The sequence below is a fragment of the Geomonas anaerohicana genome, from assembly GCF_016458305.1.
GTDB lineage: Bacteria > Desulfobacterota > Desulfuromonadia > Geobacterales > Geobacteraceae > Geomonas > Geomonas anaerohicana.
On sequence record NZ_JAEMHL010000002.1, the window covers coordinates 233,196 to 256,601 of the forward strand.

Annotated in this window: 17 protein-coding genes; all 17 read left to right on the top strand. The window is 63.8% G+C overall.

What is annotated here, in order from left to right; translation table 11 throughout:
• The first annotated feature begins 18 nt into the window (after window positions 1–18).
• The 17 genes from icmF (at window position 19) to JFN91_RS04460 (ending at window position 23,334) form a co-directional block, all read left to right on the top strand.
• Window positions 19–3,267: a fused isobutyryl-CoA mutase/GTPase IcmF gene (icmF, locus tag JFN91_RS04380; protein ID WP_199387983.1), complete on the top strand. Its 3,249-nt coding sequence runs from the start codon at window positions 19–21 to the stop codon at window positions 3,265–3,267.
• A gap of 120 nt (window positions 3,268–3,387) precedes the next feature.
• A complete protein-coding gene (locus JFN91_RS04385; protein WP_199387984.1) occupies window positions 3,388–3,921 on the top strand; it encodes a nitroreductase family protein in 534 nt (177 codons plus the stop codon).
• Window positions 3,915–5,081, top strand: a complete 1,167-nt coding sequence (locus tag JFN91_RS04390; protein WP_199387985.1) for a M24 family metallopeptidase — start codon at window positions 3,915–3,917, stop codon at window positions 5,079–5,081. The genes JFN91_RS04385 and JFN91_RS04390 overlap by 7 nt, the downstream gene beginning before the upstream one ends.
• Window positions 5,082–5,335: 254 nt before the next feature.
• Complete coding sequence (locus JFN91_RS04395) at window positions 5,336–6,511, top strand: thiolase family protein (protein ID WP_199387986.1); 1,176 nt, start codon at window positions 5,336–5,338, stop codon at window positions 6,509–6,511.
• 39 nt (window positions 6,512–6,550) lie between these two features.
• Window positions 6,551–7,402: a 3-hydroxybutyryl-CoA dehydrogenase gene (locus tag JFN91_RS04400; protein WP_199387987.1), complete on the top strand. Its 852-nt coding sequence runs from the start codon at window positions 6,551–6,553 to the stop codon at window positions 7,400–7,402.
• A 19-nt stretch (window positions 7,403–7,421) separates the two neighbouring features.
• Window positions 7,422–8,204, top strand: coding sequence for an enoyl-CoA hydratase/isomerase family protein (locus tag JFN91_RS04405; RefSeq protein ID WP_199387988.1), 783 nt, complete (start codon window positions 7,422–7,424; stop codon window positions 8,202–8,204).
• A 188-nt stretch (window positions 8,205–8,392) separates the two neighbouring features.
• Window positions 8,393–9,532 carry an acyl-CoA dehydrogenase gene (locus tag JFN91_RS04410; RefSeq protein WP_199387989.1) on the top strand — a complete coding sequence of 380 codons (1,140 nt, stop codon included), beginning with the start codon at window positions 8,393–8,395 and terminating at the stop codon, window positions 9,530–9,532.
• Between the two features lie 145 nt (window positions 9,533–9,677).
• A complete protein-coding gene (locus tag JFN91_RS04415) occupies window positions 9,678–11,795 on the top strand; it encodes a heterodisulfide reductase-related iron-sulfur binding cluster (protein WP_199387990.1) in 2,118 nt (705 codons plus the stop codon).
• Between the two features lie 28 nt (window positions 11,796–11,823).
• Window positions 11,824–12,600: an electron transfer flavoprotein subunit beta/FixA family protein gene (locus JFN91_RS04420; RefSeq protein ID WP_199387991.1), complete on the top strand. Its 777-nt coding sequence runs from the start codon at window positions 11,824–11,826 to the stop codon at window positions 12,598–12,600.
• Window positions 12,601–12,609: 9 nt separating this feature from the next.
• Complete coding sequence (locus JFN91_RS04425) at window positions 12,610–13,527, top strand: electron transfer flavoprotein subunit alpha/FixB family protein (protein ID WP_199387992.1); 918 nt, start codon at window positions 12,610–12,612, stop codon at window positions 13,525–13,527.
• 175 nt (window positions 13,528–13,702) lie between these two features.
• On the top strand, window positions 13,703–14,860 hold the full coding sequence (locus tag JFN91_RS04430; protein ID WP_199387993.1) for an acyl-CoA dehydrogenase family protein: 1,158 nt from the start codon (window positions 13,703–13,705) through the stop codon (window positions 14,858–14,860).
• Between the two features lie 297 nt (window positions 14,861–15,157).
• Complete coding sequence (locus JFN91_RS04435; RefSeq protein WP_199387994.1) at window positions 15,158–16,123, top strand: CoA transferase subunit A; 966 nt, start codon at window positions 15,158–15,160, stop codon at window positions 16,121–16,123.
• Between the two features lies 1 nt (window position 16,124).
• Window positions 16,125–16,946, top strand: coding sequence for a CoA-transferase subunit beta (locus JFN91_RS04440; protein WP_183346824.1), 822 nt, complete (start codon window positions 16,125–16,127; stop codon window positions 16,944–16,946).
• A 260-nt stretch (window positions 16,947–17,206) separates the two neighbouring features.
• Window positions 17,207–18,019, top strand: a complete 813-nt coding sequence (locus JFN91_RS04445; RefSeq protein WP_199387995.1) for an electron transfer flavoprotein subunit beta/FixA family protein — start codon at window positions 17,207–17,209, stop codon at window positions 18,017–18,019.
• 8 nt (window positions 18,020–18,027) lie between these two features.
• Window positions 18,028–19,368, top strand: a complete 1,341-nt coding sequence (locus tag JFN91_RS04450; RefSeq protein WP_199387996.1) for an electron transfer flavoprotein subunit alpha — start codon at window positions 18,028–18,030, stop codon at window positions 19,366–19,368.
• Between the two features lie 191 nt (window positions 19,369–19,559).
• Window positions 19,560–21,563, top strand: coding sequence for a (Fe-S)-binding protein (locus JFN91_RS04455; RefSeq protein ID WP_199387997.1), 2,004 nt, complete (start codon window positions 19,560–19,562; stop codon window positions 21,561–21,563).
• A gap of 121 nt (window positions 21,564–21,684) precedes the next feature.
• Entirely contained in the window at window positions 21,685–23,334 is a 1,650-nt protein-coding gene (locus tag JFN91_RS04460; RefSeq protein WP_199387998.1) for a PAS domain-containing sensor histidine kinase, read from the top strand.
• Window positions 23,335–23,406 lie beyond the last annotated feature (72 nt).

The following is a 23,406-nucleotide window of genomic DNA, read 5'->3' on the forward strand; positions in this document are numbered from 1 at the left end:
CCCGCAAGGAGGAACGACATGCACATTGCCGCTGCGGAGCCTTATCGCTCCAGACACAAGGTCCGGTTCGTCACCGCGACCAGTCTCTTCGACGGGCACGATGCCGCCACCAACATCATCCGGCGGATGCTCCAGGCCTCGGGCGCGGAGGTGATCCACCTGGGACACAACCGCTCCGTGGACGCCATCGTCACCGCCGCCATCCAGGAGGACGCCCAGGGCATCGCGGTGAGCTGCTACCAGGGGGGGCATGTCCCGTTCTTCAAGTACATCTGCGACCTGCTCCGGGAGCGCGGCGCCGACCACATCAGGGTCTTCGGAGGGGGCGGCGGCGTCATCGTCCCGGAGGAGGTCCGCGAGATCGAGGCGTACGGCGTGAGCAAGATCTTCTCCCCCGAGGACGGCAGGCGCATGGGCCTTCAGGGGATGATCAACCACATGCTGGAGTTGTGCGACTTCACCCCGCAGCGCGACACGGACCGGGAGATCGAGAGGCTCAAGGAGCGCGACATCCGCGCCGTCAACACGCTGATCACCCTGGCCGAGCAGGCGGTCCACGACCAAAGCGAGGGGTACGGGGCGGTACGGGACCGGATCCGCGCCATGGGGCGCGACGTCCCGGTGGTCGGGGTGACCGGGACCGGCGGGGCAGGGAAAAGCTCGCTCACCGACGAACTGGTGCGCCGCTTCATCAGGGACTTCCCGGAGAAAAGCGTCGCCATCCTGGCGGTTGACCCGTCCCGGCAACGTACCGGCGGGGCGCTCTTGGGCGACCGGATCAGGATGAACTCCATCAACAGCGACCGGATCTACATGCGCTCCCTGGCCACCCGCGATTCCCGCTCCGAGCTGTCGGCTGCGATACGCGACGCCCTCGACGTCGTGCGCGCCTCGGGCTTCGACCTGGTCATCGTGGAGACTTCCGGGATCGGGCAGGGGGACGCCGGGGTGGTGGAGATCTGCGACGTGTCGCTTTACGTGATGACCTGCGAGTTCGGCGCACCGACGCAACTGGAGAAGATCGACATGCTCGACTTCGCCGACCTGGTGGCCCTCAACAAGTTCGAGCGCAAGGGGGCGGAGGACGCGCTGCGCAACGTGCGCAAACAGTATCGCCGCAACCGCAACCTCTTCGAAATCCCGGATGCGGAACTGCCGGTCTACGGCACCATCGCCTCGCAGTTCAACGATCCCGGCACCAACGTGCTCTACCGGGCGCTTTTGGACCGGGTCAACGAGAAGAAGGACGCGGGGTGGAGCTCGCGACTGGAGGTCACCGAGCGCGAGAGCCTGAAGCAGTACATCATCCCGCCGGACCGGGTGCACTACCTGGGCGAGATCGTGCAGGCCGTGCGCGGCTACCGCAGGGATGTGGAGGAGCAGGCCGGTGTCGCGCGCACACTGTTCCAGCTTTCCGGCGCCAGGGCCCAAGTGAAGGGGGAGGGGACGGTCGCGGAACTGGAGCAGCTCATCGGAAGCTTTTCCGCGAAGCTGCAGGAGGAGCCGCGGCGCATCATCGACGGCTGGAAGTCGCTCAAGGAGTGCTACCGCCAGGACGCCCAGGTCACCCGCGTGCGCGACAAGGAGATCCGCACCGAGCTCTACACCACGTCCCTCTCCGGGACGAAGATTCCCAAGGTCTGCCTCCCCGACTACCAGGACTGGGGGGAGATCGTCAAGTGGTCCATGAAGGAGAACCTGCCCGGTTTCTTCCCCTTCACGGCGGGCGTCTTCCCGTTCAAGCGCGCCGAGGAGGATCCCAAGCGTCAGTTCGCCGGGGAGGGGACCCCGGAGCGTACCAACCGGCGCTTCCATTACCTCTGCCAGGACGACGGCGCCAAGCGCCTCTCCACGGCCTTCGACAGCGTGACACTCTACGGCGAGGACCCGGATTACCCGCCCGACATCTACGGCAAGGTCGGGGAGAGCGGGGTCTCCATCTGTACCGTCGAGGACATGGAGAAGCTCTACGCCGGCTTCGATCTCTGCGCCCCCTCGACCAGCGTCTCCATCACCATCAACGGCCCGGCGCCCATCATGCTGGCCTTCTTCTTCAATGCGGCCATCAGGCAGCAGCTGGCGCAGTTCAAGACCGCGCAGGGGCGCGAGCCGTCGGCCGCGGAGTTCGCCGAGCTTAAGGCCCGCACCCTGCAGACCGTGCGCGGCACCGTCCAGGCCGACATCCTCAAGGAGGACCAGGGGCAGAACACCTGCATCTTCTCCACGGAGTTCGCGCTCAGGATGATGGGGGACATCCAGCAGTACTTCATCGAGCAGCAGGTGCGCAACTACTACTCGGTCTCCATCAGCGGCTACCACATCGCCGAGGCCGGGGCGAATCCCATCTCGCAGCTTGCCTTCACGCTTTCCAACGGCTTCACCTACGTGGAGTATTACCTGTCGCGGGGGATGAACATCGACGACTTCGCGCCGAACCTCTCCTTCTTCTTCAGCAACGGCCTCGACCCCGAGTACACGGTGATCGGCCGCGTGGCGCGGCGCATCTGGGCGGTGGTGATGCGGGAGAAGTACGGCGCCAACGACCGCAGCCAGAAGCTCAAGTACCACATCCAGACCAGCGGCCGTTCGCTGCACGCCCAGGAGATGGATTTCAACGACATCCGCACCACGCTGCAGGCCCTGATGGCCCTCTACGACAACTGCAACTCGCTGCACACCAACGCCTACGACGAGGCGGTCACCACACCGTCGGAAGAGTCGGTACGCCGGGCCATGGCGGTGCAGATGATCATCACCAAGGAGCTTGGCCTCGCCAAGAACGAAAACCCGCTACAGGGGGCCTTCATCATCGACGAGTTGACCGACCTAGTGGAGGAAGCGGTACTGGCCGAGTTCGAGCGCATCGACCAGCGCGGCGGCGTGCTGGGGGCGATGGAGACCCAGTACCAGCGCAGCAAGATCCAGGACGAGTCCATGCTCTACGAGGCGCGCAAGCACTCCGGCGAGCTCCCCATTATCGGCGTCAACACCTTCTTGAACCCGCACGCGGGCGAGGAGGGATACCAGATCCCCGGAGAGCTGGCCCGTGCCACCGTCGAGGAGAAGGAACAGCAGATCAGGAACCTGCGCGCCTTCCAGGAGCGGCACAAGGACGAGGCCCCGCGTGCCCTAAAGCGGCTCCAGGAGACGGCGGTGGCCGGCGGCAACATCTTTGCCGAGCTGATGGAGACGGTGCAGTGCGCCTCGCTGGGGCAGATCACCAGGGCGCTCTACGAGGTGGGCGGCGAATACCGGCGCAACATGTAGTTGGAGGAGTCTTGAGGCCCAACGTTCCCTCCCCCGGAGGGGGAGGGACAGGGAGGGGGAAAACTTGCTCCCGGAATCAGCAGCAGAAGAGACAACGAGAGCGAACGAGGAGGACAAACCGTGGATGTCTTTCAAGCAATAAACGACAGACGCAGCATCAGGAAGTACCGGGACATTCCGGTGGAGTGGGACAAGGTGAGCCAGGTGCTCGACGCGGGGCGGCTGGCGCCGTCGTGGAAGAACATGCAGTGCTGGCGCTTCCTGGTGCTCTCGTCAGGCGGCAAGCGGAACGCGCTGCTGGACGCTTTCCCCGATGACAATCCCGGCAAGAAGGCCCTCTCCCAGGCGCCGGTGACCATCGTGGTCTGCGCCGACCCGGCCGAGTCGGGCGTCGAGAACGGCATCGAGTACTACGTCGCCGACACGGCCATCGCCTTCGAGCACATCTGCCTGGCCGCGCACGGCCTGGGGCTTGGCACCTGCTGGATGGGGCTCTTCGACGAGCGGACCCTGAAGGCGTCGCTCGGCATCCCGGAGGGGATACGGGTCGTCGGCGTGACGCCGTTGGGCTACCCGGACCAGGAGCCCAAGGCCCGACCGCGCAAGGAACTGGCGGAGATCGCCTATCACAACGACTGGGGGAGCGCATGCTGACCAAGACCGAATCGGAGCAAAGGATAGGAAGGCTGCAGGAGGGGCTGAGGCAACAAGGGCTCGACGGCGCCCTGTTCATCTACCCCATCGACATCTACTACTTTTCCGGCACGCGCCAGAACTCGGCGCTCTTCGTCCCCGCGGAAGGGAAGCCGCGCCTGATGGTGCGCAAAAGCTACTTCCGGGCCCAGGCCGAAAGCGTCATCGACGACACGCGCCCCTTTCCCTCCAGCAAGGAATTCGCATCACAGTTTCCGCCCCAGGCAAAGCGGATCGGCTTCACCTTCGACGTGGCGCCGGTGCAGCAGTACCAGTACTACGCGAAGCTCCTCCCCGGCGTGGAATTCGTCGATGTCTCCACGTTGAACCGGGAACTACGGAGCGTGAAGTCCGAACTGGAGCTGGAACGGATGCGCGAAAGCGGCGCCAGGCTTTGCGGCGTCTTCAAGGAGGTGCCCGGTTTCCTGAAAGAGGGGATGCGTGAGCTGGACCTTGCCGCCGAGTTCGAATACCGGCTGCGCAAGGCGGGGGGCGAAGGGTACGTGCGCATGCGCGCCTACAACCAGGAGTTGTTCCAGGGGCTGGCGGTCAGCGCGGGCGCCGGCAATCCCGGCTTCTTCGACGGCGCGGTCACCGGGCGCGGACTCTCCAACGCCTCACCCCACGGTGCCTCAACCGATGCCATCGAGGCCAACGTCCCGGTGCTGGTGGACTACACCGGCGTATTCAACGGCTACATCGTGGACATGACCCGCATGTTCGTGGTGGGGCGGCTCGAGCCCGAACTGAAGCAGGCTTTCGATACCTCGCTGCGGATCCAGCAGCACCTGGCCGAGAACCTGAAGCCGGGTGCGGTGTGCGAGGACCTCTTCGCCCAGGCCGCCGAGATCGCGGAGAGCGCCGGGCTTGCGCGCAACTTCATGGGCGCGCCCGGCGAGAATGCCAAGTTCGTTGGACACGGGGTGGGGCTCGAGCTGGACGAGTTCCCGGTACTGGCCCAGGGATTCAAGTCGCAGCTCCGGGCTGGCCAGACCATCGCCATCGAACCCAAGTTCGTGCTTCCCGGGCTCGGTGTTATAGGTATCGAAAACACGTTTGCCGTGGCGCCGGAGGGTGGGGTGAAAATCACGGATCTGGCGGACGAAATCGTCTGCGTGTAAACACGGAAAACAATTTTTGTTTTATGTGGGGGCTCGCGAAGGCGAGCCCCTTTTTTGTGGCCAAGCGGATTTACTCCCTGTCTTTCAGGCGTTTATATTCTGTTGGCTCATGGCTGTCCCGCGCGGCGCTGCAGCGGTGGGCAACTGGTGGTACAATAAAATCACGAATTTAGAATCTTGTTATACTTTTGCTTGACTTTAACGTAAACGACAGATAAAGTTCTAGTCAACACATCATCACCGGGAGGGAAACGATGCAAGACGTCTTCGTAGTGGAATCGCTGAGAACCCCCTTTGGCTCCTTTGGCGGCTCGTTGTCCGACGTTGAGGCGCCCGTGCTGGGGGGGGGCGTGATCAAGGCGCTCCTGGAGCGGGCCGACCTGAACCCGGCCCAGGTTGACGAGGTTATCGCCGGCCAGGTGCTCGGCGCCGGGGTGGGGCAGGCGCCCGCCCGCCAGGCCATGCGCTACGCCGGCATCCCCGATACCGCGCACGCACTCACCATCAACAAGGTCTGCGGCAGCGGCTTGAAGTCGATCATGCTCGGCGCAGGTTCCATCATGCTGGGCGATTCCGACGTGGTAATCGCCGGCGGGATGGAGAACATGTCGCTCGCCCCCTTCGTCCTGAAGAAAGCGCGCTACGGCTACCGCATGGGGCACGGCGAACTCACCGACCTGATGATCTACGACGGCCTGCAAGACCCGTACTCCGGGCGGCACATGGGCGACATCGCCGAAGAGGCGGCTGCACGGCACGCCCTTTCCCGCGAGGCCCAGGACCAGTTCACCATCCGTTCCTACACCCGGGCGCAGGAAGCGGTCCGGGGCGGCATCTTCAAGGACGAGATCGTGCCGGTGCTGAAAAAGGGGCGCGGCGGTGAGGTCACGATTGCCGAGGACGAGGAGCCCTTCAAGGTCGACTTCAGCAAGCTCCCAGCCCTGAAGCCGGTCTTTAAGAAGGACGGCACCATAACCGCGGCCAACGCCTCCACCATCAACGACGGTGCGGCGTTCTCATTGCTGGCAGGCACCGACGCGGTCAAGCGCCTGAACCTGAAGCCCAAGGCGCGCATCGTCGCCCATGCCACCTGCAGCCTCCATCCCGAGCGCTACACCGAGGCGCCGGTCGGGGCCATCGAGGTTGCCTGCGCCAAGGCTGGATTGAAGACCAAAGACATCGACCTTTTCGAGATCAATGAAGCGTTCGCCACGGTGGCCATGATCGCCATCAAGGATCTGAACCTGGACCCGGAAAAGGTGAACGTGAACGGCGGCGCCTGCGCCATCGGCCATCCCATCGGCGCCAGCGGCGGCAGGCTGGCGGCGACCGTGGTGCGCGAACTGCACCGGCGCAACGCCCGCTACGGGCTTGCCACCCTCTGCATCGGCGGAGGCGAGGCTGTCGCGGTAGTATTCGAGAGGGTTTGACCCGCACTTCAAGGATCCCAGTTTTCATAGGAGGATGACATGTTCAAGGTAGTAGGCGTCATAGGCGCCGGCCAGATGGGAAGCGGTATCGCCCATGTCTTCGCCCAGCATGCGTACCAGGTTCTGCTCTACGACATTTCCCAGGCTCAACTGGACAAGGCGCTCAAGTCCATCGAACAGAACCTGGAGCGCCAGGCGAGGAAAGGCGTCATCTTCACCACCAGCATCGAAGGGATCATGGCCCGCACCACCGCCACCAAGGACCTCAAGGACTTCGCCCAGTGCGACCTGGTGGTGGAGGCGGCGACCGAGAACGAGAACCTCAAGTTCGACCTCTTCAAGAAGCTCGACGAGATCGTGGCGGAAGACGCCATCCTCGCCTCCAACACCTCCTCCATCTCCATTACCCGCATCGCGGCCTGCACCAGGCGTCCGGACAAGGTGATCGGCATGCACTTCATGAACCCGGTGCCGATCATGCAGCTGGTCGAAGTGATCCGCGGCCTGGGCACCAGCGAGGAAACCTTCCAGGCCATCGGCGCCCTGGTCGCGCGCCTGGGCAAGGAGATGGCGGTCGCCAAGGACTACCCCGGCTTCATCGTCAACCGGGTGCTGATCCCGATGATCAACGAGGCGATCTTCGCCCTCTACGAGGGGATCGCCACAACCGAGGACATCGACAAGGGGATGAAGCTGGGCACCAACCAGCCCATGGGTCCGCTGGTTCTCGCCGACTTCATCGGCCTCGACACCGTGCTCGCCATCTGCAACGTCCTGCATGACGGCTTCAAGGATCCCAAGTACCGTCCCTGCCCGCTCCTGGTGAACATGGTCAACGCCGGCTATCTCGGCAAGAAGTCGGGCAAGGGATTCTACGACTATCAGGGCTAGGCCCGGGGGAGCGATCATCATGGAAAACCAGAACATCCTTTGCGAGATCGCCGAGGGAGTGGCGACCGTCACCGTGAACCGCCCGGCGAGCCTGAACGCGCTGAACAGCCAGGTGCTCGGCGAACTGGAGTGCACCCTCTACAAGCTGGAGCAGGACTCCGCAGTGCGCGTCGTCATCCTCACCGGAGCAGGTGAAAAGGCCTTCGTCGCCGGCGCGGACATCAAGGAGATGGCCGACATGAACTCCTACGAGGGGCACCGTTTCGCCCTCCAGGGGCAGCGGGTCATGCTCTTCATGGAGAAGATGACCAAGCCGGTGATCGCCGCGGTGAACGGGTACGCCCTGGGTGGCGGCCTCGAACTGGCCCTCGCCTGCGACGTCATCTACGCCTCCGACAACGCCAAGCTTGGTTTCCCCGAGGTCACCCTGGGGATCATCCCCGGCTTCGGCGGCACCCAGAACCTCGCCCGTCTCATCGGCCCCAACCGGGCCAAGGAGCTGATCTATAGCGGCAGGATGATCAACGCCCAGAAGGCCCTGGCCTGGGGGGTAGTCAACGAGGTGGTCGCGCAGGCGGAGCTTGCGGCGAAGGCCCTGGACCTGGCGCGGGAGATCGCCAAAAACGGCAGCCTCGGCGTCGGCTACGCCAAGAACGCCATCGTCAACGGTCTCAACATGACGAAAGAAGATGGATTCCGCTACGAGAGCTCCCTCTTCGGAGTCCTCTTCGCCACCGAGGATCAGAAAGAAGGTATGGGCGCCTTCGTCGAAAAGCGCAAAGCGCAGTTCCAGGGAAAGTGAACCAGAAGCAGTTCTACGTTCTATGTTCTACGTTCTACGTTGCGAACAGAGGCGCTTGGAAAAGATGTAATAGCGCTTCTAAGCAATCCGGAATGGAACAAAGAACAGAGAACCTGACCAGCAGTAGTGGGGTGAACGTAGAACTTAGAACGTAGAACATAGAACGTTTTCTAAATAAGGGGGATGCAATGGATTTCGAATTGAGCCAGGACCACAAAGTATTGAGGGATTCGGTGCGCGAGTTCGTTGAGAAGGAGATCAAGCCGATCGCGATGAAGATCGACGAGGAGCACATGATCCCGGACTCGCTGGTCAACAAGATGGCGGAGATGGGTTTCCTGGGCAGCTACTTCCCCGAGGAGTACGACGGCGCCGGCCTCGACATGCTCTCCTACGCCATCGTGGTCGAGGAAGTCTCTAAGGCGTGCGGCTCCAGCGGCGTGCTCATCTCGGCGCACACCTCGCTCGCCTGCGGCCCGATCTACACCTTCGGCACCGAGGCGCAGAAGAAGAAATGGCTCCCGGCGCTGAACACGGGCAAGGTGATCGGCTGTTTCCTCCTCACCGAGCCCGATGCAGGCAGCGACGCCGGGGCCATCTCCACCACCTACCGCCGCGAAGGCGACGAGTTCGTCATCAACGGCTCCAAGATCTTCATCACCAACGGCGGCTACCGCGGCACCGGCGTCCTCTTCGCCACCTCGGACAAGAGCCTGAAGCACCGGGGCGTCTCCGCCTTCATCATCGACCTCAACTCCCCCGGGGTGGAAATCCTCAAGAACGAGAACAAGCTCGGCATCCGCGGCAGCTACACCACCGCCTTCGCGCTGGACGGCGTGCGCATCCCGGCCGAGAACCTCCTTGGACAGGAAGGGCAGGGCTTCAAGATCGCCATGGACACACTCAACGGCGGGCGCATCGGCATCGCCTCCCAGGCGCTGGGCATTGCCGAAGGGGCCTTCGAGCGGGCGCTGGCCTACTCCAAGGAGCGCAAGCAGTTCGATCACCCCATCTGCGAGCTGCAGGCGGTTCAATTCAAGCTGGCCGACATGTACACCCGCATCGAGACCAGCAAGCTGATGACCTACAAGGCCGCCTGCCTCAAGGACGCCAAGAAGAACTACACGGCCGAGTCGGCCATGTGCAAGATGCTCGCTTCCGAGGCGGCCACCTACGTCACCAAGGAGGCGATCCAGATCCACGGCGGCTACGGCTTCATCTGCGACTACGAGGTGGAGCGCATGTTCCGCGACGCCAAGATCACCGAGATCTACGAAGGGACCAATGAGGTGCAGCGCGTGGTCATCTCGAAGATGCTTCTTTCGTAACGACGCCGTCTCGTCTCATCCACCTGCCCCCTGAAGGTAGGTAAACGGGACGCGGCTACGCCGAGAACAACGGTCCTCCACGGGCTCCTCCCCCCGGAGGGGGGAGGTCGGGAGGGGGGAAGCCGGTAACACGCAGGAGCCAGTTATGGAAGCTACCAGGGAAATCTATTGGAACGTAGGGCACGGCGTGGTGCTCCCGATGTACCTGCTCACGCTGATGGCCTTCGCCGCCTGCGCCTACGGGTGCTGGAAGCGGGTCGAGGTCTACCGGCAGGGCAAACCGATAAACCGCCTGGACAACCTGCGCGAGCGGGTCACGCTGATGGCGACCAACCTGTTCGGCCAGATCCGGGTGCTGCGCGTCGCTGGCCCCGGCATCCCGCACGCACTGTTCTTCTGGGGCTTCGTGGTCCTCTTCATCGGGACGCTTTTCGTCATGGCCCAGGCCGATTTCTCGCAGCCGCTCTTCGGCATTAAGATTCTCACCGGCAGCTTCTACAAGGGATACTCGCTGGTGCTGGACCTGGCCGGGCTGGCCGCGCTGGTCACCCTGTTCGGCCTCGCCCTGCGGCGCTTCGTGGCGCGGCCGGAGGGGCTCAAGATCACCCGCGACGACTACCTGATGCACGGCCTTTTGTCCGCCATCATCGTCACCGGCTTCTTCGCCGAAGGGGTGCGCATGGCCGCCACGGAGCTGCGCCAGAACCCGGACCTGGCCCGCTTCTCGCCGGTAGGGCTCTTCGTCGCCGGCCAGTTCGCCGCCCTGGACCTGCAGTCCCTCAAGGAGCTGCACCGGCTCTGGTGGTGGTGCCATTTCCTGCTGGTCACCGGCTTCATCGCCGCCATCCCCTGGACCAAGTTCCGTCACCTCTTGACCACCCCCGCCAACTACCTCTTCGTCGATCTCAGGCCCAAGGGGAGCATCGACACCATCGACCTGGAGGCCGAAGGGGTGGAGCATTTCGGGGTGGACAAGGTGGCCGACCTCACCTGGAAGGACATCTTCGACGCCGACGCCTGCACCAGCTGCAAGCGCTGCCAGGACCGCTGTCCCGCCTTCAACACGGAGAAACCGCTCTCTCCGATGCAGGTGGTGCAGCAGATAGGCGAGACCGCGTGCACGGCACCGCAGGCGGACCTGATAGAGACGGTGGGGCGGGACGCGCTCTGGTCCTGTACCACCTGCCGCTCCTGCCAGGAGATCTGTCCGGCTCAGGTGGAGCACGTCAACAAGGTCATCGAGATGCGGCGCAACCTGGTGCTCATGCAGGGCGAGTTCCCCGGCGAGGAGGTCATGGTCGCGGCTAACAACGTCGAGGTGAACGGCAACCCCTTCGGCATGGCCTACGCCGAGCGCGGCAAATGGGCCGACGGCCTGCCGGTACGGCACCTCTCCGACGGGGAGGAGGCGGACATCCTCTACTTCGTGGGGTGCTACGCCTCCTTCGACAAGAGAAACCAGGAGGTGGCCAAGAGCTTCGTGAAGATCTGCGACGCGGCCGGTGTGAAGGTCGGCATCCTGGGCAAGGAGGAGCGCTGCTGCGGCGAACCGCTGCGCAAGCTGGGCAACGAGTACCTGTACCAGATGACCGCGCAGGAGAATATCGAGCTGATCAAGGGGTACGGCGTCAAGAAGATCGTCACCACCTGTCCCCACTGCCTCAACACGCTGGGGCGCGACTACCGCGACCTCGGGCTCGACGTGGAGGTCGAACACTACACCGTCTTCATCGACCGGCTCATCGGCGCAGGGACACTCGCCCTGGCTCCGCACCAGTTCGACTACACCTACCATGACTCCTGCTACCTGGGTCGCTACCAGGGCATCATGGAGCAGCCGCGCAACGTGCTGCACGTCGCCGGAGGCAGGATCAACGAGATGCAGCGGTCGGGCCTGGAGAGCTTTTGCTGCGGCGCCGGCGGCGGCCGGATCCTCGCCGAGGAAAAGCTGGGGAGCCGGATCAACGTGCAGCGGGTGAAGATGGCCGAGGCGACCGGCGCGCCGCTGATTGTCTCCAACTGTCCCTTCTGCCTGACCATGTTCGAGGACGGCATCAAGACCGGCGATTGCGAAGGGAAACTGGCGGTGCGGGACCTGGCCGAGGTGGTGGCGGAACGGCTCGCGACGCCGCTCGAAATAGGCAAGGCGGGGCCGGAACTGACTATGGCCGCCGTCACCGCGCTGGCCGACGTGGCCGGGAGGATCGAGCCGGCGCCGCCGGAACAGGAGCGGCTGGCGGCCGCGGAAGGTGTGTCGGCGTGACGCCGCAAAGAATCCAGAGGAGGAAGCTATGAAGATACTGGTATGCATCAAACAGGTGCCGGACATGGAGTCCCGCTTCAGGCCCAACGGCGAAAAGACCTGGTACGACGAGGGGGACCTCGCCTTCCGCATGAACGAATACGACGAGTACGCGGTGGAACAGGCGGTCCAGCTCAAGGAGCAACTGGGCGGCGAGCCCGAGATCACGGTCCTCTCCATCGGCCCCGACCGGACGGTGGAGGCGATCAAGAAGGCACTCGCCATGGGTGGGGACCGCGCGGTCCACATCCGCGACGACCGGTACTACCAGAAGGATCCCTGGCAGATCGCCTCGATGATCGCGAGCTACGCCAAGGGGGAAGGGTTCGACCTCATCTTCACCGGGATGCAGTCCCAGGACCGCGGTTCGGCGCAGGTCGGCGTGATCGTGGCAGAGTTGCTCGGTATCGCCTGCGCCACCACCCTGGTCGGCTTCAGCTATGACGGCGGCACCATCACCGCCAAGAGGGAACTGGAAGGTGGAATCAAGGGCGTGGCGAAGCTGAAACTCCCGGCGCTGGTCACCTGCCAGTTGGGGCTCAACACCCCGCGCTACCCGACGCTCCCCAACATCATGAAGGCGAAGAAGAAGGAGATCGCCTCCCTGACGCCGGCGGAGCTCTCCGGTGAGGCCGAACTGACCGCCACCGCCGCCATCTACCCGCCCGCCAAGAAAGGCGGCGGCCTGGTGCTGGAAGGGGAGATCGGCATCCAGGTAGACCGGCTGATGGGGATCCTGAAAGAAAAGACCGCGGTGCTCAGATAGGAGGAGACCATGAAAGCGTTACTGATAGGGGAATACCGGCAGGGAAAGCTCCTCGACACCACCTATGAACTCAAGGCCTTCGCCGACCGCCTCGGCACCGACAGCGTCATGCTGCTGGTGGGAAGCGATGCCGACCTCCCCAAATACGACGGCAGGCTCTACCTCGCCGATGCCGCGAAGTATGGCGAGTACAATCCCGACCTGCACAAGCAGCTGGTGCTGCAGGCGGTCGAGAGGGAGAACCCGGACTGCATCGTCTTCGTCCACTCCTCCTACGGCTGGGACCTCGCCCCGCGCGTCGCGGTCGCCCTGAAGGCCGGCCAGGTCTCGGAAATCGTGGCGCTCAACGAGGGGGCCTACGAGGTGAATGCCTGCAACGCCAAGCTGCGCCGGACGGTAACCCCGAAAAGCGGCCGCTGCGTCCTCACCATCCAGGCCGGTGCCTTCAGCCCGTCCGGCGAGCCGCAGGGCACCCCCCAACTGGAACGGCTGGAGCTCTCCGGCACCGTCTCCGCCATCGAGTTCGTGGGCTACGAGGCCGCCGAGCAGAAGGGGGTCGATCTCAGCAAGGCCGAGGTCATCGTGAGCGCCGGCCGCGGCGTGGGCAAGAAGGACAACGTCCCGGTCATCGCCGCACTGGCCAGCGCCCTCGGGGGCGAACTCGGCGCCAGCCGCCCCGTAGTCGATGCCGGCTGGGTCGATCACAGCCACCAGGTGGGCACCACCGGGCAGACGGTGAGCCCCAAGCTTTACGTCGCCTGCGGCATCAGCGGCGCCATCCAGCACCTGGCGGGCATGAAGAAGGCCGATTTCATCGTAGCCATCAACAAGGACAAGGACGCACCCATCGGCGAGATCGCCGACGTCCTGGTGGTAGCCGATGTGATGCAGTTCGTCCCAGCCTTCACCGCCAAGTGCGCGAGATGAGACTGTAACCGATCCTGATGAGCGGCAAAACTTCACAAGTCCTCTCACGGGTCCCCTCTCCCGGGGGGAGAGGGGATAAGTTTCCCGCCCCCGGAGGGGGAGGGTTAGGGAGGGGGGCAGTGCGGCTCAGCAGGAAAATGCGAAACGTAACCGATTCACCAAGAGGGAGACGCCGATGTTTCTCGAACTGACTGAAGAACAAAAGCTGATACAGGAAACCGCCCGAAACTTTGCCCGCTCCGTGCTGGAACCGCTTGCGCCCAAGCTGGACCGGGAGGGGGACCACCCCGCCTTCCTGGCCAACCTGAAGAAGCTGGCGGAGCTGGGCTTCATGGGACTGAACGTCCAGGGAGAGTACGGCGGCTCCGAGGCCGGGGTGATCGCCTTCAGCGTCGCCATGACCGAAATCGCCCGCGCCTGCGCCTCCACCGCCGTCACCGTCTCGGTGAACAACATGGTCTGCGAGGTAATCCAGGCCATCGGGTCGCAGGAGCAGAAGGAGAAGTACATCCCGCGCATCTGCTCCGGCGCCTACGCCGCCGGGAGCTTCGCCCTCACCGAGACCGGCGCCGGATCGGACCCCGCGGGCATGACCACCACCGCCGTCCTCGACGGTGACAGCTGGGTACTGAACGGCTCCAAGATCTTCATCACCAGCGCGCCCTACGCCGGTGTCTTCGTGGTCTGGGCCGTCACTGACAAGGAAGCGCCCAAAGGGAAGGGGATCAGCTGCTTCCTCGTGGAGCAGGGGACGCCTGGGCTCGTCATCGGTAAGCAGGAAGAAAAGACCGGTCAGCATGCTTCGGCCACCAACGAACTGGTCTTCGACAACTGCCGCATTCCGAAGGACGCGCTGATGGGGAAACTGAACGACGGTTTCCGGATCGCCGTCGCCGAGCTGGGCGGCGGGAGGATCGGCATCGGCTCCCTGGCGCTCGGCATCGGCCTGGCCGCCATGGACTACGCCACCCGGTACAGCAACGAACGGGTGCAGTTCGGGCAGAAGATCAGCGCTTTCCAGGCCACCCAGTGGAAGATCGCCGACAGCTACACCGAATTGGAGGCGGCGCGTCTGCTGCTGATGAGCGCCGCCTTCCGCAAGGAGAGCGGCCGCCCCTTCGCCAAGGAGGCTTCCATGGCCAAGCTCTTCGCCACCGAGGCCGCCAACCGTGCCTGCTATAACGCGGTGCAGATGCTGGGAGGCTACGGCTACACCGCCGACTTCCCCGTCGAGCGCTACGCCCGCGACGTCCGGATCACCTCCATCTACGAGGGAACCAGTGAAATCCAGCGCGTCATCATCGCCCGGGAGGTCCTGAAGAACTTTAGCTAAACGAAGTGCCCTTACGGGACCAGGGGCTGCCACCATCGGATATGCTGCCTTAAACCGTTGCTCGTGAACCAGGGTTCCCCCCTTTTGCGAAGGGGGGACAGGGGGGATTTAACCGAGGCAGCCAAAGCATCCTGGCTTGCCACTGAAGCAAAATCCCCCTAAATCCCCCTTTGCCAAAGGGGGACTTACCAGCGGAAGGTAATTAGTAACAGGCGAAGTTAATGGCAATCTGAATCTCAGTCTAAATCTCAGTCTAAATCTCAGTCTAAATCTTAATCTGTCTTCGTGGAGGGACGCATGAGTAGCGGCAAGCGGATCACGTTGCAGCAGGCGGCCGAGATCGTGAAGAACGGCTCAAGCCTGACCTTTTCCGGCTTCACCATCTGGCGGCGCCCCTTCGCGCTGGTCTACGAGCTGATCAGGCAGAGGAGGAAGGGGCTCCACCTCATCGAGGTGAACGGCGGGCCACAGACCGAGTTCCTGGTGGGCGCGGGATGCGTCGACATCTGGGAGTCGTGCTGGGTCGGCCACGAACTCTACGGCAAGTACGGCGCCAACCTCTCCAGGAAGGTGGGCAACAAGGAGATCCTGGTCGAGGACTACAGCCACGCGGAGATGCTGTTCCGCTTCAGCGCGGCCGCTTCCGGCGCCCCCTACGCCGTGACCCAGACCTCGCTCGGCACCGACATCCATAACCCCGCCTACGACACGCTCGGCAACGCCGGACTCCGCGACGGCAGGCGCATTCCCCGTCACAAGTACCGCTTCACCGAGGACCCCTTCTTCGGCGCCGGCGCCCAGGTCATGGTCCCCGCCGCCAAGGTGGACGTCGCCATCCTCTGCGTGCAGCAGGTGGGGGAGGAGGGGACGGTGCGGGTGAACGGCCAGTTCTACTCCGACCCGGAGGTGGCCAGGGCGGCCGACGTCACCATCGTCATGGCGGAGGAGATCGTCCCGGAAGAGTACCTGCGCCGCGACAGCGACCTGAACACCATCACCAGCTTCGAGGTCGACCACATCCTCGAAGTCCCCTTCGGTGCCCACCCCACCGGGATGTTCGGCCGTTACGACGTGGACGGCGCCTTCCTCAAGGACTTCTACGGCAGGACCAGGACCCAGGAAGGGTTCGACGACTTCGCCAAGGAATGGATCCACGGCCTGGACCACCTGGGCTACCTCGAGAAACTCGGCTGGCCGAAGATGCTCAACCTGAAGGCGAACACCGCCCTCAAGTACAGCACCGGCGTGAAAAGGGGGCAGTGACATGAACAAAGAGTTCGCGAAACCCGAAGAATACGGATTGGCCGACCTCCTCTGCTGTGCCGCCTCCCGCGAGGTGCAGGACAACGAGATCGTCTTCGCCGGCACGGGGCTCCCCATGGTGGCCATCATGCTGGCGCAAAAGACCCACGCGCCCAACCTCAAGCTGATCTTCGAAGCCGGGACGCTGGACGGCCGCCCCCCCGAGATCCCCACTTCGGTCGGCGATGCCCGCTGCGAGATGGGCGCCTCGCGCTCCTCCGGTCTCCATGATGCCTTCAGCATCGCGCAGCGCGGCTACGTCGACCTGGGCTTTTTGGGCGGCGCCGAGGTGGATCAGTACGGCAACGTTAACACCACCTGCATCGGCGATTACCTGAGCCCTGAACTGCGCCTCACCGGCAGCGGCGGCAACCCCGACATCAACTCCTTCGCGAAACGCACCGTTTTCATCATGGTGCACGAGAAGCGCCGCTTCACCGAGCAGGTGAGCTACATCACGAGCCCCGGTTGGCGGGTGCGCAACTGGCCCGGCGGCGAAACGGTGCACCGGCGCGAGCTCTACGGCGCGGCCTATCGCGGCGGCCCCTCGGCCGTCATTTCCACGCTCGGTGTCTTCCGCTTCGACGAGGAAAGCGGGCGCATCTACCTCGACACCTGCCACGCGGGCAACACGCCCGAGCAGATCCGGGACATGTGCCAGTTCGACCTCGACATCAGCCGGGTCAGCGGCGAAACACTTCCCCCCACCAGGGAGGAGTTGCACTACATCCACGAAGTGCTCGACCCGGAGCAGATCTTCATCCCGAAGGTAAAGCCGGTGTAACAACACCATTCTCCTTATAGTCGAGATTTCCCCCTAGTACCCTCTCCCGGAGGGAGAGGGTGCCCGTCCACCAGTCCCCTCTCCCCCTGGGAGAGGGTGCCCGAAGGGCGGGTGAGGGACGTTTGTTACCTGCCGAATCCCCTCACCCTGCCCTCTCCCAGAGGGAGAGGGGATGTGGATGTGTCGGTAGGAGATCAAGAAAAGGCAGAATTTTTTTTGACCACGTTTCGCATCTTACGTCAACGTCAACGGAGCTGACAATGCTAGTCGTAGTTTGCATCAAACAGGTCCCCGACACCACCCAGGTACAGATCGACCCGGTCACCAACACCCTGGTTCGTGAAGGGATCCCCTTCATCGTCAACCCCTACGACACCCACGCCCTGGAAGAGGCGCTCAGGCTCAAGGACCGCTTCGGCTTCCGCGTCGCCGCCATTTCCATGGGGCCTCCCAACGCGGAGGCGACTCTGAAGAAGGCGCTGGCCCTCGGAGTCGACGAGGCTATCCTCCTCTCCGACCGCGTCTTCGGCGGCGCGGACACCCTGGCCACCAGTCGCGTCCTCTCGGAGGCGATCGATAGGCTGAACCGGCAGGAGCAGGTCGGCATCGTCATCTGCGGCAAACAGACCATTGACGGCGACACCGCCCAGGTCGGCCCCGGCATCGCCACGCGCCTGGGCTATACCCAACTCACCCTGGTGGACCGGATCGAGAAATTCGATCCCTTCCAGGGGAGGATAACGGTGCGGCGCAAGCTGGAAGGGCGCCACGAGACCGTGGAGGCACCGCTTCCGGTGCTGCTCACCGTGGTGCGCGAACTGAACCGTCCGCGCTATCCGACCGTTCCCATGAGGCTGGAGTCCGAGCAGGCGACGGTTCAGGTCTGGAGCAACCAGGAGTTGCAGCTCGACCAAAACGGCATCGGACTGAAAGGCTCCCCGACCTGGGTGAGCCGGATCTTCTCGCCGCAACGCGAAAAAGGGGAGATCGTCGGCGATGGCGCCGCCGACCCGGCAGGGGCCGCCCATCTGCTGGTGGACAAACTTGTGAGCAGGGATCTGCTGGTCGTATAGGAGACAAGATGAGCGAGGCGAAGATAGGGGTGAAACGACCGCGGGGGAAGGCGCGGCTGATCGAAGGGAGGTGCATCGCCTGCGGCGGGCGCTGCGAAAGCGCCTGTCCGGTCGACGCCGTCGAGATGAGCGGGAGCGGCGAGCCCGAGATCGTCGCGTCCAAGTGCATCGGTTGTGTAAAGTGCGTCAAGGTCTGTCCCGCCCAGGCGCTTGAGGTGGTCTTCACCGACGAAGAAAAACGGATCCTGGAGCGGCTAGCCACGGAGAGCGGTGCCGATGCGGAAGTCGATCCGGAAGCGCAAGCCCTGGCCGACAAGCTCGCCGCCTACCGCGGTGTTTGGGTCTTCGTGGAGCAGACCGAAGGGGAGCCGGCCCGGGTCTCCTGGGAGTTGATGGGGAAGGGGCGTGAGTTGGCCGACACCCTTGGGGTGCCGCTCTCCGCCGTCGTGGTCGGGTCGCACGTCGAGGAACTCTGTTACCACTCCTTCTGCTACGGTGCCGACCAAGCCTACCTTGTGGACGAGCCGGTGTTCCGGCACTACCGTACCGAGGCCTACCTGAAGGCGGTGTGCCGGCTGATCGAAAACTACAAGCCGGAGATCGTGCTCATGGGTGCGACCGGTCTGGGACGTGATCTCGCGGGAGCGGTGGCGACCGTGGTTGGCACCGGACTCACCGCCGACTGCACCGGGCTCGGCATCGACGATCGGCGCAACCTGATGCAGACCCGTCCCGCCTTCGGCGGCAACATCATGGCCACCATCATGTGCGACAAGTTCCGTCCCCAGATGGCCACGGTACGTCCCCATGTCATGCCCTTGCCGGAGCGCGTCGAAGGGAAAAGCGGCCCTGTCATCCGCGTCGCCAGCGGCGTAGTGGAAGAAGAGATCCTTACCAAGGTGCTGGCGGTGGTTTCGGACCGGAACAAGGACCACGTCGATGTCGCCGGCGCGGAGTTCATCGTTTCCGGCGGGCGCGGCATGATGGGGAAGGAGAACTTCGTCCTGCTGCAGGAGTTGGCCGACGAACTGGGCGGAGTGGTCGGCGCCTCGCGCAGCGCGGTGGACGCGGGGTGGATGCCGCATGAGCGGCAAGTGGGGCAGACCGGCAAGACCGTGCGTCCCAAGATCTACATCGCCTGTGGCATCAGCGGCGCCATTCAGCACCTGGTCGGGATGCAGGACTCCGACCTGATCATTGCCATCAACCGCGACCCCGATGCCCCCATCTTCGAGGTCGCCCATCTCGGCATCATCGGTGATCTCTTCCAAGTCGTCCCGGCCCTCACCGAGCGCCTGAGGAATATGAAGCAGAAGGCGCCGGAAGATGCCATCTGCAGCAACGGGTAAAGACCCGACCCTTTGTTAACGCAAAGACGCAAAGCCGCAAAGAGAAACTCGGCTAATCATTGCTCTGAATCTCGGATCAAAAGAGGCGGCGTACAAAGTATCAAACCTAAACCTACAGGGTTTGGTCTTCTCAACTTTGCGCCTTTGCGGCTTTGCGTTAAAAAATGCCTTTGGAATCTAAAGGATTGACCATGTCCCCCAACCCGAAACTCTTTGCCGTACTCCTGCTTCTCTCCGCCTCCGCCTTCGTCATCGGCTGCTACCGCCGGTTCAGCCTGGTCGCCCTCGGACGGCCGGAGGACCGCCTCGACGCGCCGGGGACACGCTTCTCGCGCATGCTCCGCCTTGCCTTCGGCCAACAGCGGGTGCTCGGCAAACCCTTCGGGATGAACCACTTCGTCATCTTCTGGTCCTTCATCATCCTCGCCGCAGCCAACGCCGAGTTCCTGGTCAGCGGCCTGGCGCCTCAGGTAAGCCTCGCAGCGCTCCCGGTGCCGCTCCAGCACGCACTGCTCTTTCTTTTCGACCTGGTCTCCATGGCGGCGCTTGTCTGCGTCCTGGTCGCCTTCGCCCGCAGGCTCTTCTTCGCCGAGCCCTCCCTGAGCAGTGATTACGTCAAGGCCCGCAGTCCCGAGGCCTTCCTTATCCTCTCCCTGATCGCCCTGCTCATGCTGGCCTACTTCGGCCTGCACGCCGCCCGCATCGCCGCGGGGATCGAGGATCCCGCCGCCATGCCGGTCTCCGCCTTCATCGCGGCAAACCTGGTGGCGCCTCTTGCCATCGACCCGGCCACGTTGGCTGTCTGGTCCTGGTGGCTGCACGCCCTCGCGCTGCTCTCGTTTCTCGCCTACCTGCCGCAGAGCAAGCACATGCACATCCTGACCGCCATCCCCAACTGTTTCCTCGCCGGGCTCGAGCGCCCCAACACCCAACCGCGCGAGGAGTTTACCAGGGGGGGGCGCTTCGGCGCGGGCCGGGTGGACGAGTTCACCTGGAAGGATCTCTTCGACTCCTTCTCCTGCACCGAGTGCGGCCGTTGCCAGGACGCCTGCCCCGCCGCCGGGACCGGCAAATCCCTCAATCCTAGATCCGTAATCCACGCCCTCAAGACCAACCTCCTGGCCAACGGCGCCTCCCTGCGCGCGGGGGATGCACCGCCGCAGCCTTTGATTGCAGCGAGCGAGACTGGTGCGGGCGCAGGGGAGGGGAGCGCGGCCGAGAACGCCATCTGGGCCTGCACCACCTGCGGCGCCTGCATGAGCGTCTGTCCGGTGCTCATCGAGCACATGCCCAAAATCGTCAAGATGCGCCGCCACCTGGTGCAGATGAAGGCCTCCTTCCCCGAAGAACTGGCGACCTTTTTCGAGAACGTCGAGGCCAGGAGTAACCCCTGGGGCATCGCCCCGACCGAGCGGACCAAGTGGCACGCCAACCTGCAGGTCCGCCCCTTCGAGCAGGGGAAGACGGAATACCTGCTCTACGTGGGCTGCGCGGGGGCTTACGATGCGCGGCAGAAACAGGTCACCGTCGCGCTTGCCGCCATCCTCGACGCCGCCGGCGTTTCCTGGGGGACGCTCGGCAAGGACGAGCGCTGCTGCGGCGACAGCCTGCGTCGTCTGGGCAATGAGTACGTCTTCGACCGCACCGCGCGAGACAACGTCAGCCTCCTTGCCGAGCGCGGCGTGAAAAAGATCGTCACTCAGTGCCCGCACTGCTTTTCGACCCTGAAGAATGACTACCGCCAGTACGGCATGGACCTGGACGTGATGCACCACTCGGAACTGATAGCCGGGCTGCTCGCTTCGGGGCAACTGGAGCTGAAGCAGCGGGTGGCGGACCTGGGACGGCTGCTCTTCCACGACTCCTGCTACCTGGGGCGGCACAACGATGTCTACGACGCGCCCCGGCAGGCGTTGACGGCTGCTACCGGCAGTGCACCCGCCGAGTTCGCCCGCAACGCGGAGCGCTCCTTCTGCTGCGGCGCCGGAGGCGGCCGGATGTGGCAGGAGGAGCAGGAAGGCGAGAGGATCAACCTGAACCGTGTCAAAGAGGCGCTGCAGCAGGAACCCGACACCATCTGCGTCAGCTGCCCCTACTGCCTCACCATGATGGAGGACGGCTTAAAGGATCTGCAGGGGGGATCGGTACGGGTGAAGGATCTGGCTGAGGTGGTTGTGGAAGGGCTGCGCGCGTAAAACCGTCCCAGGAGTGAGTCGATAAGCGAGTCGACTAACATTAAAATACTTTTTAACCCCCCTCCTAATGTGTTATCCTGTCCCCGCTTTGCGGCGCTTGGCCGAAACGGAAGGGATCGCTATGGGAGACGACGCAGCCAAATACCACGCCCTGTTTGACCAAATGGCCCAGGGAGCATTCTTCCAGTCTGCGGACGGCACACTCACCGATGTGAACCCTGCAGCACTGGAGATGTTCGGCTTGACCCGCGACGAGTTCCTTGGGCGCACATCCATGAACCCCGACTGGCGAGTCATCGCCGAAGATGGATCCGACCTCCCTCCCGAACGGCACCCCTCCATGGTTTCGCTCAGCAGTGGCCTGCCGGTATGTGACTTCATCGCCGGGGTATTCAACCCGCTCAAAGGATGTTTCCGCTGGTTCAATCTCAACGCCATCCCAATGTTCCGGCCCGACGAGTCCACCCCGTACCAGGTCTTCGTGACCATGCACGAAATCTCCAGTCAAAAGCGGATCAACGACATCCACCTTTCGCGCCTGCGTGTGGTCCAGTATGCCGCCGGCCATACGCTGGACGAACTGATGGCCAACGCGCTGGACGAAGTGGAGGTGCTGACTGGCAGCACCATCGGCTTTTACCACCTATTTGACGCCGCCGCAGAATCCGTCTCGCTGAAGGCTTGGTCCACCAGCACCTTGGACAATTTCTGCCGCGTCGACGATCGGGACAGGCCGTACAGCATCGACCAAGCCGGCGTCTGGGCCGACTGCCTGCGCTCCGGCAAGGCAATTATCTACAACGACTACAACAGCCTGCCGCACCGCAAGGGACTTCCCCCGGGGCACGCCCTGATCCAGCGCATCCTGGTGGTCCCGGTGCAAAGACACGGAGAGGTGGTTGCCATTTTAGGCGTCGGCAACAAGCCTTCTGACTATACGGAAAGTGATATCGATGCCGTCAACCTGTTCGCCGATCTCACTTGGGACGTAGCCCAGCAGAAGCAGACGCAGAGCCGACTGCTTGCGAAGAGAGACGAATTGAAAGAAGCGAACGAACTGCTCGAACAGCGAGTCAGCCAGCGCACCGCGGATCTGCAGTCGGCCATCCGCGAGCGGGAATCGTTCAGCTATTCGGTATCGCACGACCTGCGCGCGCCCTTGCGGCACATCAGCAGCTACAGTTCCATCCTCATCGAGGAATACGGCCCCGAGCTCCCCTACGAGGCCCGCACCTATCTCGACCGGATGCGGGGCGCGGCCAACCAGATGGGCGCGCTCATCGACCACCTGCTGGAGTTCTCCCGGGTAGCCAGGGCGACCCTCACCATGGAGCCGGTCGATGTCAGCGCCGCGGCGTCCGCTATCCTGCATATGCTGCAGGAAACCGAGCCGCATCGGCTGGTCTGCCAGGAGATCGAGCCGGGCCTCACGGTACGCGGCGACGCCCATCTCGTCAATCAGCTGCTGGGCAACCTCTTGGGCAACGCCTGGAAGTACACCTCCAAGACCTCCTTCCCGCGCATCGCCGTGGGCAAGTCCAGCGCCTCGGGCGATGAAGCCTTCTTCGTGACCGACAACGGAGCCGGCTTCGACATGGACTACCAGGCCAAGCTTTTCAAACCCTTCGAGAGGCTGCACGGTTCCGAGTTCGCTGGTGTGGGGATAGGGCTGGCGACCTCGCACCAGATCGTCGAGCGCCACGGCGGCCGGATCTGGGGCGAGGGGGCGGTGGGCAAAGGGGCTACCTTCTACTTCACCCTGGGCGGGTGAAAGTCTCGAGCGAGGTGTGCCTGTCCCCTTCATCCACGGCAACTCCGGCCTCCTAATGCTCGGGGAAGGCGG

Coding starts and splice junctions, on each gene's coding strand:
- icmF (WP_199387983.1), top strand. CDS start 19: ATGCACATTGCCGCTGCGGAGCCTTATCGCTCCAGACACAAGGTCCGG.
- JFN91_RS04390 (WP_199387985.1), top strand. CDS start 3,915: ATGCTGACCAAGACCGAATCGGAGCAAAGGATAGGAAGGCTGCAGGAG.
- JFN91_RS04395 (WP_199387986.1), top strand. CDS start 5,336: ATGCAAGACGTCTTCGTAGTGGAATCGCTGAGAACCCCCTTTGGCTCC.
- JFN91_RS04400 (WP_199387987.1), top strand. CDS start 6,551: ATGTTCAAGGTAGTAGGCGTCATAGGCGCCGGCCAGATGGGAAGCGGT.
- JFN91_RS04405 (WP_199387988.1), top strand. CDS start 7,422: ATGGAAAACCAGAACATCCTTTGCGAGATCGCCGAGGGAGTGGCGACC.
- JFN91_RS04410 (WP_199387989.1), top strand. CDS start 8,393: ATGGATTTCGAATTGAGCCAGGACCACAAAGTATTGAGGGATTCGGTG.
- JFN91_RS04415 (WP_199387990.1), top strand. CDS start 9,678: ATGGAAGCTACCAGGGAAATCTATTGGAACGTAGGGCACGGCGTGGTG.
- JFN91_RS04420 (WP_199387991.1), top strand. CDS start 11,824: ATGAAGATACTGGTATGCATCAAACAGGTGCCGGACATGGAGTCCCGC.
- JFN91_RS04425 (WP_199387992.1), top strand. CDS start 12,610: ATGAAAGCGTTACTGATAGGGGAATACCGGCAGGGAAAGCTCCTCGAC.
- JFN91_RS04430 (WP_199387993.1), top strand. CDS start 13,703: ATGTTTCTCGAACTGACTGAAGAACAAAAGCTGATACAGGAAACCGCC.
- JFN91_RS04435 (WP_199387994.1), top strand. CDS start 15,158: ATGAGTAGCGGCAAGCGGATCACGTTGCAGCAGGCGGCCGAGATCGTG.
- JFN91_RS04440 (WP_183346824.1), top strand. CDS start 16,125: ATGAACAAAGAGTTCGCGAAACCCGAAGAATACGGATTGGCCGACCTC.
- JFN91_RS04445 (WP_199387995.1), top strand. CDS start 17,207: ATGCTAGTCGTAGTTTGCATCAAACAGGTCCCCGACACCACCCAGGTA.
- JFN91_RS04450 (WP_199387996.1), top strand. CDS start 18,028: ATGAGCGAGGCGAAGATAGGGGTGAAACGACCGCGGGGGAAGGCGCGG.
- JFN91_RS04455 (WP_199387997.1), top strand. CDS start 19,560: ATGTCCCCCAACCCGAAACTCTTTGCCGTACTCCTGCTTCTCTCCGCC.
- JFN91_RS04460 (WP_199387998.1), top strand. CDS start 21,685: ATGGGAGACGACGCAGCCAAATACCACGCCCTGTTTGACCAAATGGCC.